Genomic DNA, 14,857 nt, shown 5'->3' on the forward strand with positions numbered 1-14,857 from the left:
ACCGGCAGACGCCGCCCGTTCGGTCCCGTATCCTCCCGTCGATGCGAGACAGACACGTGCTGTGCACCGGCGGTGCGGGTGGCCTGGGCAACAAGGTGACGGCGGCGCTCATCCGTCGCGGCGCGCGCGTGACGGTGCCGGTGCACGCACGCAGCGAGGGCGACAGGCTGCAGGCCGAGCTCGGCCCGCTGTCGAGCCACGTGCGCCTGGTCGAGGCCGACCTGCGCGACGAGGCCCAGGTCGCGGCGATCGCCGCCGAGATGCCGAGACTCGATGCGCTGGTGCACCTCGTCGGCGGGTTCGCGATGGGCCCGACCACCAGCTTCACGCTGACCGCCTACCACGAGCAGATCGAGCTCAACCTGACCACCACCTTCCTCGCGGTGAAGCACGCGCTCGCGCGCATGCAGACCGTCGGCAGCGGTCGCATCGTCACGGTCGCCTCGCGGGCGGCGCTCGAGCCCAGCGGCGCCACCTCGGTGTACTCGGCGTGCAAGGCCGCCGTGCTCGCGTTCACCCGTGCGGTCGCCGACGAGACCCGCGGCACCGGCATCACCGCCAACTGCGTGCTACCCAGCATCATCGACACCCCGGCCAACCGCGCCGCGATGGGCGACGCCGACGCGGCCAAGTGGGTGAAGCCCGAGCGACTCGCCGAGACCATCGGCTTCCTCGCCTCGGAGGAGGCCGGCGACCTGCGAGGCAGCGCGATCCAGGTCTACGGCAGCGCATGACCGACGCGCGCGCGGCGTGACGCGACGCCGCACGCCCCTCGCCCGGGTGGTGGAACGGTAGACACGGGGGACTTAAAATCCCCTTCGAAAGAGTGCGGGTTCGAGTCCCGCCCCGGGCACTGGCACATGCGGTTGCGTGGATCGATCCCACCCACGTAGCATCGGACGATGCGGCCACGGTGGACGATGGAGATGGAATGCACGATGGCGTGTCGTGCCGGCGGCGCGGCGCTGCTGCTGGCGCTCGCGGCCTGCAGTGACGACGGCACCGCCGCGAGCGGCACGCAGGGCAGCTCGGACGCGGGCGTGATGACCAGCGGCAGTGGCTCGCAGACCGACGGCACCACTGCGACCACGACCGCCGGCACCACCACCTCCACCACGCAGGCCGACTCGTCCTCGGACGGCGGCACGCTCAAGCTCGATCTCGGGCCGCTGCCCGACGTCGGCGAGATGCCGGTCGAGCCGATCCCCACCACCTGCGCGGCAGCGGCCAGCGGCGCGACCTCGGTGGGCTGCGAGTTCTTCGCGGTCGACCTCGATCAGCTCGACGGCTTCGATGATCTACAGTTCGCGATCGCGGTCTCCAACGTGCAGACCGACGTGGTCGCCAACGTCACGATCGAGCAACGCGTCGGCGGGGCCTGGACCACGGTCGCGGGCCCGATGGCGATCGCGTCGCTCGACGAGTCGACGTTCCTGCTGCCCGATCTCCACCAGGAGGGCAGCGGCGTGCTCGTCGGTGGTTCGTACCGCATCCGCGCCGACGTGCCGGTGGTGGCCTACCAGTTCAATCCGCTCAACATCGAGCCCGACTCGGCGTCGTCCGACGCATCGCTGCTGCTGCCGGTGTCGAGCTGGGACTACATCAATCATGTGGTCGGCTGGGAGCCGCTGGCGCAGAACGGCCATGGTGCGTACTTGACGGTGGTCGCGGCGGTCGACGGCACCGTCGTCGACATCACGCCGACGATCGCGACGCAGGCCGGCGCGATGGTGCCGGCCGGGATCCCCGGCGTCGCCATGCAGGTGTCGCTCGACGCCGGCGACGTCGTCGAGCTCAACGTCGCCACCGGCATGCAGACGCTGTCGGGCACGCGGGTGGAGTCGGACGCCGAGCACCCCGTTGCAGTGTTCTCGGGCGCCGAGTGCACCTTCGTGCTGGCGTACTCCTGCGATCACATCGAGGAGCAGCTCACCGGCGTGCGCCAGTGGGGCCTCGACTTCGTGGCCGCCCGCGTGCCGCCGCGGGTCGCCGCCGCGCCGGAGACCTCGGTGTGGCAGATCTACGCCAGCGAGGACGGCACCACCGTCGACTTCGAGGGCTCGGCGGCGACGACGGGCCTGCCCGCGGCCCCGGTGTCGCTCGACGCCGGCGAACTCGTCACGCTGGAGGTCGGCGGCGACGCGAGCGAGCCCGGCGATTTCGCCGTGCACGCCGACAAGCCCATCGCGGTGGTGAACTACATGACCGGCAGCTCGCTGGCGGGCAGCCAAGGCGACCCGGTGATGGTGCAGCTGCCCCCGGTCGAGCAGTACCTGCCGCGATACGTGGTGCTGGTGCCGACCTCGTGGACCACCGACGTCATCACGCTCATGCGCGAGCCCGGTGCACCGGTGTTGCTCGACGGCGTGGCCGTGCCCGGCGCCGCCTTCGTGACCGTCGGCGCGCACGAGGTCGCGCGGGTACCTGCGGCCGACGGCGTGCACGTGCTCGAGGGCGACGCCGCCTTCGGGGTGCTGGTGGCGGGCTACACCACCGTCGACAGCTACGCGTACCCGGGTGGTCTGGGCACCGGCGTCATCAACCCCACGCCCGAGGGCTGACCCGATGCCTCGCGAGCGTGCCGCGGCGAGCTCCGCTATGCTCGTCCCACGTGCCCCGCTTCCATGACTTCGTCGTGACCGCCATCACCGGCGAGCCGGTGTCGCTGTCGATCTACGCCGACACCGCGTGCCTGGTGGTGAACGTCGCCAGCGCCTGAGGGCTCACGCCCCAGTACGCAGGTCTGCGTGCCCTCCACGAGCATCACCCCGAGCTGACCGTGCTCGGCTTCCCCTGCAACCAGTTCGGGCGTCAGGAGCCCGGCAGCAACGCCGAGATCCTCGAGTTCGCGACCTCGCGTTACGGCGTCACGTTCCCGATGTTCGCCAAGCTCGAGGTCAACGGCGACGGCGCTGCGCCGCTGTACCAGTTCCTGCGCGCGGCCCAGCCCAACCCCGACGGCACCACCGACGTGACGTGGAACTTCACCAAGTTCCTGGTCGCGAAGGACGGCCGCGTGCTGCGACGCTTCGAGCCCAAGCAAACGCCCGCCGAGATCGAGGCCGTGCTGCCATCGCTGCTGAGGGCAGCGCCGTGACCGGGCTGGGCTGCTAGCGAAACGGATCGTCGTCATCGCCGGGCGGCAACGCGATCGGCACGAACACCCGCCCGACCCACGCCATCAGCACCTCGCGCTGGGTCCGTCGACTCTCGGCGTTCCACAGCGCCAGCGCCGGCAACATCACCAGCGCCGATGGGATCGCGAACAGCAGCAGCAACAGCGGCAACGCCCACAGCAGCCCTGAGCCCGCGACCGCCCACGCGAGCACCACGATTGCGGCCAGCGCGACGATCGGGATCGCGATGTGCCACACGCTGCCCTCGCGGACCTCGCCCGGCATGGCGCGCGTGCTGGGCTGCTGCAGCTCGGCCTCGACGCCGACGACATCACCGCGCGGCGAGAGGTGGAGTGCCAACAGCGGCGAGATGGCGTCGGCGGGGCCCGACCAGTGGCGCACGACGATGGTCCTCGCGTCGCGACGACTCGCGAGCAGCGGTGCGCCGTGGGGCGGGCCAGGCTCGGGTGAAGCGTCGTCGCTCACGCGCACGTCCGGGTCTTCGACGATGCGCTGCCACAGCGCGTCCACGTCGGCGGCGACGCGAAAGCGCAGCGGGCGAAGGGCGAGCTGCGAGCTGATGCGCGGCCGATCGCCCATCATCGCATCATCGCATCATCGCCCCTTGCCCGGGGTCAGCCGCCGTCGCTCGAGCCGCCGCCGTCGCTCGAGCCGCCGTCGTCCGTGGCGCCGCCGTCTGCGGGGTCGACGGCCCCGCTGCAGCGTGCCTGCGGGCTGTTGGCGCCGCTGCACGCCGCACCATCGTTGGGCCACAGCTTGCCCGCTTCGTCGGTGTAGGGCTCGTTGTCGGGATCGAACGCGAACGGACACAGGTCGCACGCGTCGCCGAGACCGTCGAAGTCCTGGTCGAGCGTGGGCAGGCGGCACTGCAGCCGCCACAGCGCGTCCAGATCACCCGAGGTCCACGCGGCACCGACGGGCACGTTGCCGTCGAGCGAGACGCCGGCGCCCGCGAGCGCGTCGTCGCAGCCCGCCGGCGCCACCAACACGCCCGGGGTCGCGGCCAACACGGCGGGCAGCGCACGGCAGTCGTCACCGTCACAGCTGCGTCGAATCGGCAGGCCGTCACTGTCCTCGACGCGCCGCATGGTCGCGCGATCGAACAGGTCGGTGCCCTGCTCCACCAGCAGCGTGGTGCAGCACTGACCGGCCGCGGCCACCGCGTAGAACGCCAGCGGTCGGGGGCTGGCCTGATCGCCGCACGCGACGTCGAGCTCGCACGCCGCACCCACGAAGTCGCCGTCCGGGTCGTCGGCCTGCGCGCCGCCGTCGAAGGTCTGCATTGCATTGGCGACAGCCGGGCAGGTGTCGCAGGCGTCACCGACCCCGTCGCCATCGGCGTCGGCGTGGTTGCAGACCCCGGTGGCGTCGTCGGGCAGGGCGCGCACGCAGCTGCGATCGACGGGGCAACCGGCATCGTCCTCGCAAGCCACGCGGTCGCGCTCGGGCTGTCGCGGGCATGCATCCACGAGGTTGGCCAGGCCGTCCTGGTCGAAGTCGTCGCCGTCGCCGTAGCCCACCGGACCGGCCGCGAGCTCGTCCTGGGTGCCGAAGCATGCATCACCGATCATGTCGGCATCGACGTCGCGCTGGCAGGTCGCCGCGTCGACGTCGAGCGGGTCGTCGAGCCGGTACGGGCGATCGTCGCCGTAGACACCGCAGTTGGCCGTGGCGGGGCAGTTGTCGCAGACATCGCCGACGCCGTCGCGATCGGCGTCGTCCTGGGACGGCACCGCGCGCACCTGCATGTACGCCGGCACGGCGTTGGCGACCGCGAGCTCGTTGTAGCGCGAAACCGGCTTGGCGCAGGCGTCACAGGCGTTGCCGATGCCGTCGCGATCGGAGTCGCCGGTGTCGCGGGCGAAGCCCGGCGACGCCGGGCACAGGTCGATGGCGTCGCCGACACCGTCGCCGTCCACGTCGAACTGCTCGGGGTTGTAGAGATCGGGCGCGTTGTCGCACGACAGCGTGATGCCGTCGCGGTCCTCGTCCTCGTCGCAGCGGGTCGGATCGACCGCGAAGGTGTAGTCGTAGTCGGACGGATCGCTGGCGCCGCCGAGCTGCAGCGGCATGCCGCAGACGTCCCAGAACGCGCTGGCGTACACGCTCGGATCGGCTGGGTCGTCGCCGTCGTGCAGGCCGGGCACCACCATGCGATAGGTGACGCCGTCCTCGAGCCACGGCCCGAACGCCACCGGGTCGATGCGCACGTGCACCTCGCCGCGCTCGTGACCGCTGACGTCGGTCTGCAGGCACGGCACCGGCGCCACGCCAGCCTCGATCTCGGCCCGCGTGTTCGCGCAGTCGCGACCACCCGCGACCCGCACGCCGCCGGCACCGTCGACGCGGTGCAGCTCGATCTTGGCGAGGTTGCCGGGCGAGAGATCGTACTTGTTGGAGAACGACAGACTGAAGGTGTCGCAGGGCCCGATGCGAAGGTTGTCGGCCGGGAAGCCCGAGTTCGGCACCACGTGGAAGGCGGGCGTCTGGAACGTGTACTCCGACTTGCCCGCCAGCGTGTTGCCCGGCTTGTCCTTCAGGCGCTCGTGGCCGGCGTCCGTGGCGAACACCACCGTGTAGGTCTGATCGGAGCAGAGCCCGAGGTCCCAGTCGGCCTCGAGCTCCACGCCCAGGCCGAGCCCGTCGTGGGCACGCCAGCCGTCGGCGACGTTGCGTGGCGCGATGCGGCCACGCGACTCGGCACAGGCCTCGATCACCGCGCGCGGCCGCCCACCGCGATCGGCCGGCAGCCACTTGATGCCCTTGAGCGCGGGGTCGTAGATGATGCCGCCGAGCTTGGTCACGAGGTTGACGGCGTAGTCGCCGGCGTCTTCGAACGACGCGCAGGTCTGCAGCCGATCGGGCTGCACGGCGCACAGCGCCGCCTCCTCGTGGGTGCAGCCGTCGCAGCTGCCGGTCGACAGCCGACACGTCGCGCCCGAGGGCGCCTCGCAGAGATCGCCGTCGCAGCAGTCCGCACCGTCGCACAGGTGCGCGGCAAAGGTGTCGCCACAGTTGAGCTCACGCGTGACGCTCGGCAGCGTGGCCTTGCGCTCGTAGCGGATGAGCGGCTCGACGGCACTATCGTAGACCGGGTCGCAGGCCTCACCGTCGGGGCAGCACTCGGCCGCCGTCAGGTGACCGTCGGCGTTGGCATCACAGCTCGACAGGCGCTCGTCGCCCGCCGCCGTGCCGCAGTTCCCGTTGGCGTCACAGATGCGGAAGCCATCGCCCACGAAGCACGCCGCCGCCGCGTCGGCGTCGTGGCGGACATCGACGCAGTAGCCCTGCGCACCGGTGGTGTCGGGGTCGGCCACGCAGTCGACGAACCACGGCGCACGGCAGCGGCCGCCGCCGCACTCGGGGTCGCCGCCCTGCGGCGAGCAGGCCTGACCGGCCGCGTTGGTGCCGATGCACTCCGCGCCGGGCAGCCCCTGCCCCGACACGTCGCGGCACTCGTCGTCGCTCTCACACGCCGCGCCGATGCGATCGCCCTGGCGCGCGTCGGGGTGCAGCTCGCGGATCGCATCCGCGCGGTCGAGCTCGAATGGCGTGCACTCGGGATCGGCGGGATCGCAGTGGACCTCGTCGCTGCGATCGGTCTGGCTCACGAAGCCCGCGCACTCGATCAGCCGATCGCCGGCCGGATCGCAGGCGATGCGCTCACCGGCGCCGTACTTCGCCACCCGGACCCCGAGCGCGTGGTCGCACACCGAGCAGCAGGTATCGACGCCAGCCGCCGGGGTCTCGCAGTCGTAGCCGACGGCCTCGCCGATGGCACGGTCGTCCCAGCGTCCGCGGGTGGCAGTGACGACCTGGGCGGCGTGGAGCTTGCGGGGCACGCCGTGTTCGTCGAGCTCGTCGCACAGCGCAGTGGTGTCCCCCCGCGCGGCGTCGAACGGGTAGCCGATGCCGGCATCGCGGAGGTTGGCGACGCACGAGTGGTTCACCAGCCGCGTGACCACGTCGCGGTCCTCGGTCTTGTCGTGGCGCCAGTCGCCGGCCCAGCGTGAGACCGGCCCTCGCAGCTCGAGCAACTGGGTCTTCCAGTCGTAGATCTCGAACAGCGCCGGCACGTCGGGCCGCTTGCGCACGAGCTCGATGCTGGTGTCCTCGAGCAGGTTGTTGAAGACGAACTGCAGCCCGTCCGAGACCACGATCGGCGCGATCTTGCAGTACTCCTCGGGGCCCGCGCGCTACCGATCGCGGCGTCGGTGTCCTCGCAGGGGCCGATGCGCTCGACGAAGCGACGCGCGGCGGTGAACGGCTCCGGACAGCGCGGCCCGACACACTCCGGGCTGACGATGTGGATCAGCTCGCCGGCGTAGTTGGGCCCCGACACGATCTGCAGCACGAGGTTCTTCTCGTCGCAGATGCCGCAATCGGTGTCCTGCAGGCACCCCGAGGTGGAGGCGAGCGCGACCAGGGCGAGCGCCGACGTCAGCGTCGCCGCCGTCGTCCGCGGCCACAGGGTCGACGCGGTTTCGACGCGGCGAGGCATGGGTTCGGTCATCCGTTGAGCTTGTCGGGCGTGCGAGTCTTGTCCTTGGGCTTCATGATTCCCAGGACCTCGGCACCGGCACGCTTGGCGAGGTCGAGCACGTCGACCGCTTCGCCGTACTTGGCCTTGTCCTCGAAGTCGATGAACACGACCTTCTTCTCGCGGAACTCGAGCTGCTTGGTGATCTGCTCGGCGAGCTTGCTCTTGTCGGTCGGTGCCTTGTTGAGCGTGAGCGCACCATCGGCAGTCAGACCGATCACCAACGGCTCCTCCGTCGGCGGCTTACGCTGCTGCATCTTCGAATCGGGCGGCACCCGCACCGAGATCTCGGGCACGTTGCGAGGCACCATCACCATGAAGATGATGAGCAGCACGAGGCACACGTCCACCAGCGGGGTGACGTTGATCTCGCTCTTGGCGCCTTTGCCGCCGCCGGCTGACATTCCCATGGTGCGGGTCTCCTTGCGCGGCCGGTGACATCACCGGCCTCTTGCGCGATCAATTCTCGGTCTTGTCGACCACCAGCGCGATGTCGGTCACCGCCGCATCGCTCGAGTTGATCCACTCCATCACGGTGCGCACGCGGCCATAGTCGGTGTCGCGGTCGCCCTTCACGAAGAGGATCGGTCCCTTGTACCCGACCGCGGCCGCCTTGCCGAACGCGATCTTGAGGTCTTCCTCGAGTCGACCGAGGAACGAGGCCTTGTCGTTGTAGAGGTCCTGCTCGATCCAGGCGCCGGCGTCGTCGACCGACACGAAGACCTGGTCGCCCTCCTTGTGCTCCGCAGCGTCGGACAGCACCGGCAGGCGCACGTCCTTGCCGCGCCCGAGCATGGGCGTGACGACCATGAAGATGATCAGCAACACCAGGCACACGTCCACCAGCGGCGTGACGTTGATGTCGCTGTTGGGGGCCGAGTGATCGACGCCGTGATCCGACTTGTACGGGATCGAACGGGTCCGCTTGCCGACGTGCTTCACGAGTAGCGACCCTCCTTCAACACGAAGTCGACCAGCTCCGAGGCCACGTCGTTCATGTCGATCTGGTACGACTCGACGCGCGCGTTGAAGGCGTTGAACATCATCACCGCGGGGATGGCGACCAGGAGGCCGACCGCGGTGGCGACGAGCGCCTCGGAGATGCCGCCCGCGACCGCCGACAGGCCGCCGCCGCCGTCCGAGGACAGGCCCTGGAACGAGTTGATGATGCCGACCACCGTGCCGAGCAGACCGACGAACGGTGCGGTCGAGCCGACCGTCGCGAGCCAGGTGAGGCCGCGCTTGAGGTTGGCGGTCTCGCGCTCCTTGGCGCGCTCCATCTGACGGTTGACCGCGTCGACGAGGTCGAAGTCACCGACATCGTCGGGGCCCTCCTCGCGCAGCGCCTCGAGCCCATCGAGGTACTCCTTCAAGCCGGCACCGACGACCTTCGCCACCGGGCTGTCGCCGTGCTGCTGGGCGGCCGCAACGGCCTCCTGCATCTTGCGCTCTTGCAGATAGGTGCGCAGCAGCATGATGTAGTTGATCGACTGTCGCTTCGCGCGGGCGTAGGCACGCAGCCGCTCGATGATGACCGCCAGTGCGATCACGAACATCACGACCAGGCCGATGAGCACGATCTTGGCGAACAGGCCCATCTGCTCCCACATGCCCGTGAGGGAGAAATCGCTGCCTTCGGCGATGAGGATCGAAAGGGTGTGCATGATGGTGTTTCCTGTTGCTTACGGACTGCTGGTCGCGGGCGGGCGCCCGCATCGGGGAACGGAGCACCGGGCCGCGACGCGCGGCACCGGCGGGGAGTGCCTCACTCGAACACGATGTCGAACGAGGCCTCGGTGCAGGTCGTCTTGGCCTTGCCGTCGACGATGAAGGGCTTGAAGCGCCACTTCTGGACCGTCTCCTTGACGATCTGATCCACCTGCGGATCGTTGGGGAACTTCTTCGAGACCCGCACGTCGGTCGGCTTGCCGCCCGGATCGACGCAGAACGCGATCTTCACGGTGCCGGGGCGCTTGTCGAAGGTCGCGGCCTTGGTACCGGCGAGCTTGCGCTGGTCGGGGTTGGGGTCGTAGATGGCCTGCGATCGCACCGAGGAGATGGGCGCCTTCGCGACGTCCTTCTCCTGCACGTCGCGCTTGGTCGCGACACCACCGGGCACGCCACCGGGCACGCCACCGGGCATGCCGCCGGGCACACCGCCCGGCACGCCACCGGGCACACCGCCCGGCACGCCACCGGGGACCCTCGGACCCTTGGTGCCGCCCTTCTTGTTGGGATCGGGCACCTTGTCCGGGGTCTCCTTCGGCTGGACGATTTCCTCGAGGGGCACTTCCTCCTCGGGAATCTCCTCTTCTTCTTCCTCTTCTTCTTCCGCGGCCGCCGGGGGCGGCGGCGGCGGTGGTGGCGGGGCCGCGACGGCCTCCTCCTCCACCAGCTGGGTCATGATGAACTCGATGCCGGGCGGCGGGTCGACCCGCATGATCGACATCTTGTTCGCGACCCACATGAACAGGATGATCGAGAAGGTGATCACCCCTGCGGATGCCGATGCAATCTGGAGCCGAAGCCGTCGCTTCGGGTCCGCATGCTGATATTGCATGTAGTTGTCGAACATCGCGTTTCGATCCTCGGCTGCTTACACGCGCGAGCGTAGGCCCGCGGGCTACCGGCCCTTCCCCTTCTTTTTCTTCTTCTTGCCCTTGCCGTCGGGGTCGGCGGGATCGATGCCCTGCTCGATCATCTTGAGCTCTTCTTCGATCTGGCGGCGGCTCTCGGCGTCCTTGGCCTGCTCCTCGGAGCTGAGCGGCGGCGGCGGGCAGCACGGCGCATCGGGGACCTTGTCCTTGGGGCACTCCCCCAGCTCCTCGAGGTCGCAGACCGCCTTCTGCTGCTTCCAGGCCAGCATGGTGTCTTCGCGCGCGAGGATCGGCTCGAGCCGCTCGTCCGGGCTCTCCGGGGTCTCGATGATGACCCGCGCGAGCTGACGCTGGGTGTACGCCATCGAGCGCCAGCGGTAGGCGTCGGCGAACTTGGGGTCGAGCTGCGTGACCTTGTCGAGCAGCTTGATCACCTCGTTGGCCTTGGCGATGCGGTCCGACGGCGAGATGGCCTCGTTGTAGCCGAGGCCCTTCTCGGGGTCGGGGAACAGCGGCATGAAGGTCAGCGTCGCGAGCGTGTGCCAGGCCTGCACGGACTCCGGGAAGTCCTTCGTGCGCTTGGCGATCCACTCCATGTACTGGTCGGGCTTGCCGCACTCGTCGTACTGCGCGGCGATCTTGCTGTAGAGCCGCTCGTCCTTGGGGTCGGCGCGGTGGCGCTCGAGCCAGTGCTCGATGAGATCGTCGCAGCGCTCGTCGGCCTTCAAGATGGCGAGCCGGTGGCCCTTCACCTGCTCCTCGTCCTCGGGCGTCTTCTGCTCGAGGCGGTCGTACCAGGTCTGGAAGTCCTTCAGCGCCATGTCGGCGTACTGCTTGCGCTCGGCCTTCTCGGTCGGGTCCTTCATCTTGAGGACCTGGGCCTCGGCCGCGCAGGCCCGGTTCCAGAACACCGTGACGCCGTCGGGCTCGAGTTGCTCGGCCTTGTCGTAGCTCGCGATGGCGTCGAGGAACTTGCCGTCGTTGTAGAGCTTGTTGCCGTCGCGGATCGCGTCGCGAGCTTCGATCTTCGCACAGCCAGGGGTGGCCAACGACAGCAGCAGCGCCGTCATGCAGGTGATGGCGCGTGTGCTCATGCGTGTGGTGGGGCGATGATCGCGACCCATGGAAGGCTGCAGTCTACAGCATGGAGGCCGTGAAGAATCAAGCGGATCGGCGTGTGGGCCCGCGCACGCCGCTTCTCGCGGACGCAGCTCGCCTGCGTGGCGGGCCGTCGTCGGATCGGGGCCGCGCGGCCGGGCCTCGACGGTGCATGCTTGCTGGTCACGCGATCTTGGCATTGCCTGCGGTTCGTCGTGTGATCGTGGATGCTCGTGCAATCGCGGCGAAACGCGGGCACGTTCGATGGCGCGCGCGCGGCCGCGCCGCCCCACCCGGGCGGCGATGCGCGGGCTCTTGCAACCCTCGACGCGCGCGGCGCTTACACGCACCGGACGCGACGTCGACGCGAGGGTCCTCGCGGGCGCTAGTCGAAGGTGATCTCGAACGAGGACTCGCTGCACGTGCGCACGCCGTGGCCCTGCACCTGTGTGGGGCTGAAGCGCCAGCGCGCGACCGCCTCGCGACACAGGCGATCGATCTCGCGATCGCCGGCGGACTTGCGCGTGCGCACCTGCTCGACCTTGCCCGCGGGATCGATGCAGAACTCGACCACGCTGGTGCCGCCGCGGCGGGCGATGCCGGCGGGCGTGCGCGCGAGCTCGGCCTGCGTGGGGTTCGGCGAGAAGCGCAGACGACTCTTCACCACCGACAGCGGGACCTTGGTGGACGCCGCGGCGACCGGCGTCGGCGGCCGCACCGGCGGCGGCGTGGCCACGCAGGTGCCGGGAATCGGGCACGGCGGGCCGTCGCGCACGGGACCCACGCCGAGGCCATGCAGGCCGGGGATGCCGCTGCCGGTGGGCACGCCAGTGCCGGCTTCGCCGCGGGCACGGGGCCGCGACGACTCGAGGGGGACCTCCTCGACGCGCGCGCGGTGATCCTCGGGGGGTGGATCATCGGCGGCCGCCGGCTCCTCGGGCGCCGCAGCGGCCGGTGGCGCAGCCGGTGGTGGCGCAGCGCTGGGCGCCGGCACCGTGGTCGCCATCAACACGTCGAGCTCGACGTGGGGTGCGCCGACGCGGGCGACGCCCAGCTTCTCGACGCCGAGGTAGCTCGCAATCGCGAGCGCGCTGCCCACGAGGGCCGCACCGAGCGAGATCGTGACGCGGCGACGGAAGCCCGGGTCGATCGCGTGGGCGATCATGTACGTGTCGAACATGCGCTCGTCCTCCCACGACGGCGTGCATGCGCAGGGGCGCACGCGCCGTCACGGCAGGTCCAACGCGGCGCGCCGTCGCTGCTGACAGCACGCCGGTGCGGTGCTCATGGCGACAATGCGTGGGCCTCGATGCCGTCGGCACCGATCGCGATCGCGATGATGCGCTCGAGCCCGAGCGCCGCGCCGGCGCAGCGCGGCAGGCCCGGGTGCGCGAGCGTGTCGAGGAACGCCGAAGGCAGCGGCAGCGCGGGCAGCTCGTAGGCCGCGCGCAGGGCCGCGACCGCGGCGAAGCGCCGCCGCTGCTCGACGGCGTCGCGCAGCTCGCCGTAGCCGTTGGCCAGCTCGCGACCGCCGACGTGGCTCTCGAAGCGCGCCGCGACGGTGCGGCCGTGCGCGTCGCGGCTGGTCTCGGACAGCGCCGCGAGGGCCCGCGGAAACTCGACCAGGTGCACGGCGACGCCTTCGTCGGCGCGCGCACGCAGCCAACCGTCGAGATGCGCGTCGCAGAAGCCGGTGAAGCACGAGGTCCACGCCTCCAGCGTGCGCGCATCGGGATCGACCCCGCGCAGCGCCGGCGTGGGCCAGCAGCCGTGCACGCGTGCGACCAGCTCGTCCCCGTCTTCGTCGCCGACGAGCGCCACGCCGGTGGCGTCGGCGAAGGCGTCGAGCCACGCGACGCTCGACCACGTCCGCGGGCGCCGCGTCGGTGCGCGCTGCCACGGCGCGAGCGCGTCGAACAGCGCCTCGACCACGGCCTCCACGTCGGCGCGCACCTGCAGCTGCGCGTCGCCGCGGCGGTACCACTCGAGCAGGGTGAACTGCTCGGCGTGCCAGCGGCCGCGCTCGCCGGCCCGCGCGACCGCGGCCAGCTGGAACATGTCGCCAGCGCCGTGGGCCAGCAGGCGCTTCATGGCCAGCTCGGGGCTGGTCTGGACGAAGCGAGCACCGACCGCGACCGGCTCGATCCACGGCTCGAGCGCGACCTCGTCGACCACCGGTGGCGTACGGACCTCGCGGAGGCCACGCGCACGCATGCACGCGGCGGTGGCCGCCAGCGCGGCGTCCCACAGCTCGATGCGGTCCGCGAGCTCGAGCGGCCGCGCGCGGCCGCCGGTCGTCACGTGTTGACGCGCTCGATGTACGCGCCCGTGCGCGTGTCGATCTTGATGCGCTCGCCGACCTTGATGAAGATCGGCACCGCGACCGCGTAGCCGGTCGAGACCGTGGCTTGCTTGGTCACGTTGGTGGCGGTGTCACCCTTCACGCCGGGCTCGGAGTCGACGATCTCCATCACGACGTGGCTGGGCAGGCTCACCCCGACCGGGCGCTCGTTGTAGAACAGGACCTCGACCTCGATGTTGTCGAGCAGGAACCACTTGTCGTCGCCGATCAGATCGGCGGCCATCTCGACCTGCTCGTAGGTCGCGTTGTCCATGAAGGTGAAGCTCTCGCCCGACGAGAAGAGGTACTGCATCTTCTTCGACTCGACGTTGGCGGGCTCGAAGCGCTCACCCGATCGCCAGGTGCGGTCGATGACCGCGCCGGTGATCATGTTCTTGATGCGGCACTTGTAGAGGCCCTGGCCCTTGCCGGGCTTCACGAACTGGAACTCGACCACGACGAAGGGCACGCCGTCGATGTCGACCTTGGAGTTCTTCTTGAGTTCGCTGACGTCGAGGGCTGCCATGTTCGGTTCCTGCGATCCCGTGATCCCACGGGTCGCGCGGGGCTTGTCCTTCACGGGTGGGGCCCCTGTCAACCCGGGCGCCCGAGCGCCCGAGCGCCGGGGCCGGCGCACCCATGGCGGGGTCACGCCCGCGCCCTTTGCGGGGCGGGCCGACCTGTGGCAGCCTATTTCACGGTTTACCTCAAAGGTTACCGGGAAATGCGCCTCTCGACCAAGGTCCGCTATGCCCTGCGCGCGCTCGTCGACGTGGCGCACCGGGGGTACGCGTCCGCCCAGGCCATCGCCGAGCGCCAGGCGATTCCCGCACGCTACCTCGAAGAGATCATCGGCGAGCTCCGCCGCGCCGGCCTCGTGGTGGGAAAACGCGGGCCGCGTGGGGGATATCGACTCGCACGCCCGGCCGCCGAGATCGCGCTGTCGGAGGTGCTCGCGGCCCTGAGCAGCGGCCAGTCCGATCCAAGCCCCGCGGCGGCGCCCGACGAGATCACCGTGCTGGTCGAACGCGCCATCGACGATCGACTGCGCGCCGCGGTCGGCGATCTCCGACTCGAGCAGCTGCTCGGCGAGGCGCGCGAGCGTCACCGTCGCTCGGCCGCCAACTACGTCATCTGAGCAGCC

14 protein-coding genes and 1 tRNA gene are annotated in these 14,857 nt (G+C 70.3%); 5 read left to right on the forward strand and 10 right to left on the reverse strand.

Annotated features, from left to right (window positions below):
• The first annotated feature begins 41 nt into the window (after window positions 1-41).
• The 4 genes from fabG (at window position 42) to IPH07_06340 (ending at window position 3,097) form a co-directional block, all read left to right on the forward strand.
• Window positions 42-734: a 3-oxoacyl-ACP reductase FabG gene (gene fabG, locus IPH07_06325; GenBank protein ID MBK6916998.1), complete on the forward strand. Its 693-nt coding sequence runs from the start codon at window positions 42-44 to the stop codon at window positions 732-734.
• A 40-nt stretch (window positions 735-774) separates the two neighbouring features.
• Window positions 775-853, forward strand: a tRNA-Leu gene (locus IPH07_06330).
• Between the two features lie 85 nt (window positions 854-938).
• Window positions 939-2,561, forward strand: a complete 1,623-nt coding sequence (locus IPH07_06335; protein MBK6916999.1) for an IgGFc-binding protein — start codon at window positions 939-941, stop codon at window positions 2,559-2,561.
• Between the two features lie 50 nt (window positions 2,562-2,611).
• Window positions 2,612-3,097, forward strand: a complete 486-nt coding sequence (locus tag IPH07_06340) for a glutathione peroxidase (protein ID MBK6917000.1) — start codon at window positions 2,612-2,614, stop codon at window positions 3,095-3,097.
• Window positions 3,098-3,110: 13 nt separating this feature from the next.
• Here the strand turns inward: IPH07_06340 and IPH07_06345 are convergent, their stop codons facing one another.
• The 10 genes from IPH07_06345 to efp all read right to left on the reverse strand — a co-directional run bounded on the left by IPH07_06345 (window position 3,111) and on the right by efp (window position 14,239).
• Entirely contained in the window at window positions 3,111-3,719 is a 609-nt protein-coding gene (locus IPH07_06345) for a hypothetical protein (protein MBK6917001.1), read from the reverse strand.
• 32 nt (window positions 3,720-3,751) lie between these two features.
• Entirely contained in the window at window positions 3,752-7,294 is a 3,543-nt protein-coding gene (locus tag IPH07_06350; GenBank protein ID MBK6917002.1) for a thrombospondin type 3 repeat-containing protein, read from the reverse strand.
• A gap of 352 nt (window positions 7,295-7,646) precedes the next feature.
• Window positions 7,647-8,087, reverse strand: a complete 441-nt coding sequence (locus IPH07_06355) for a biopolymer transporter ExbD (GenBank protein ID MBK6917003.1) — start codon at window positions 8,085-8,087, stop codon at window positions 7,647-7,649.
• A 49-nt stretch (window positions 8,088-8,136) separates the two neighbouring features.
• Window positions 8,137-8,619, reverse strand: coding sequence for a biopolymer transporter ExbD (locus tag IPH07_06360; protein ID MBK6917004.1), 483 nt, complete (start codon window positions 8,617-8,619; stop codon window positions 8,137-8,139).
• Window positions 8,616-9,341, reverse strand: coding sequence for a MotA/TolQ/ExbB proton channel family protein (locus IPH07_06365; GenBank protein ID MBK6917005.1), 726 nt, complete (start codon window positions 9,339-9,341; stop codon window positions 8,616-8,618). Before IPH07_06365 ends, IPH07_06360 begins: the two co-directional genes overlap by 4 nt.
• 101 nt (window positions 9,342-9,442) lie before the next feature.
• Complete coding sequence (locus IPH07_06370) at window positions 9,443-10,171, reverse strand: TonB family protein (protein ID MBK6917006.1); 729 nt, start codon at window positions 10,169-10,171, stop codon at window positions 9,443-9,445.
• Window positions 10,172-10,300: 129 nt separating this feature from the next.
• On the reverse strand, window positions 10,301-11,368 hold the full coding sequence (locus IPH07_06375; protein ID MBK6917007.1) for a hypothetical protein: 1,068 nt from the start codon (window positions 11,366-11,368) through the stop codon (window positions 10,301-10,303).
• Window positions 11,369-11,757: 389 nt separating this feature from the next.
• Window positions 11,758-12,552 (reverse strand): energy transducer TonB, encoded by a 795-nt coding sequence (locus tag IPH07_06380; GenBank protein ID MBK6917008.1) that lies wholly within the window; start codon window positions 12,550-12,552, stop codon window positions 11,758-11,760.
• Window positions 12,553-12,656: 104 nt separating this feature from the next.
• The gene (locus tag IPH07_06385) at window positions 12,657-13,673 is read right to left on the reverse strand and encodes a hypothetical protein (protein ID MBK6917009.1); all 1,017 of its coding nucleotides are present in this window, start codon (window positions 13,671-13,673) and stop codon (window positions 12,657-12,659) included.
• Window positions 13,670-14,239 carry an elongation factor P gene (gene efp, locus IPH07_06390; protein MBK6917010.1) on the reverse strand — a complete coding sequence of 190 codons (570 nt, stop codon included), beginning with the start codon at window positions 14,237-14,239 and terminating at the stop codon, window positions 13,670-13,672. Before efp ends, IPH07_06385 begins: the two co-directional genes overlap by 4 nt.
• A 198-nt stretch (window positions 14,240-14,437) precedes the next feature.
• Between efp and IPH07_06395 the strand changes: the two genes are divergently transcribed.
• The gene (locus IPH07_06395) at window positions 14,438-14,851 is read left to right on the forward strand and encodes an Rrf2 family transcriptional regulator (protein MBK6917011.1); all 414 of its coding nucleotides are present in this window, start codon (window positions 14,438-14,440) and stop codon (window positions 14,849-14,851) included.
• Window positions 14,852-14,857: the final 6 nt, after the last annotated feature.

It is taken from the genome of Deltaproteobacteria bacterium (assembly GCA_016709225.1).
Lineage (GTDB): Bacteria > Myxococcota_A > Polyangia > Nannocystales > Nannocystaceae > Xiheibacterium > Xiheibacterium phototrophicum.

Excerpts from the sequence above, each read along its gene's own strand:
- fabG (MBK6916998.1), top strand. The coding sequence starts at position 42 with ATGCGAGACAGACACGTGCTGTGCACCGGCGGTGCGGGTGGCCTGGGC.
- IPH07_06335 (MBK6916999.1), top strand. The coding sequence starts at position 939 with ATGGCGTGTCGTGCCGGCGGCGCGGCGCTGCTGCTGGCGCTCGCGGCC.
- IPH07_06345 (MBK6917001.1), bottom strand. The coding sequence starts at position 3,719 with ATGATGGGCGATCGGCCGCGCATCAGCTCGCAGCTCGCCCTTCGCCCG.
- IPH07_06355 (MBK6917003.1), bottom strand. The coding sequence starts at position 8,087 with ATGGGAATGTCAGCCGGCGGCGGCAAAGGCGCCAAGAGCGAGATCAAC.
- IPH07_06365 (MBK6917005.1), bottom strand. The coding sequence starts at position 9,341 with ATGCACACCCTTTCGATCCTCATCGCCGAAGGCAGCGATTTCTCCCTC.
- IPH07_06375 (MBK6917007.1), bottom strand. The coding sequence starts at position 11,368 with ATGAGCACACGCGCCATCACCTGCATGACGGCGCTGCTGCTGTCGTTG.
- IPH07_06380 (MBK6917008.1), bottom strand. The coding sequence starts at position 12,552 with ATGTTCGACACGTACATGATCGCCCACGCGATCGACCCGGGCTTCCGT.
- efp (MBK6917010.1), bottom strand. The coding sequence starts at position 14,239 with ATGGCAGCCCTCGACGTCAGCGAACTCAAGAAGAACTCCAAGGTCGAC.
- IPH07_06395 (MBK6917011.1), top strand. The coding sequence starts at position 14,438 with ATGCGCCTCTCGACCAAGGTCCGCTATGCCCTGCGCGCGCTCGTCGAC.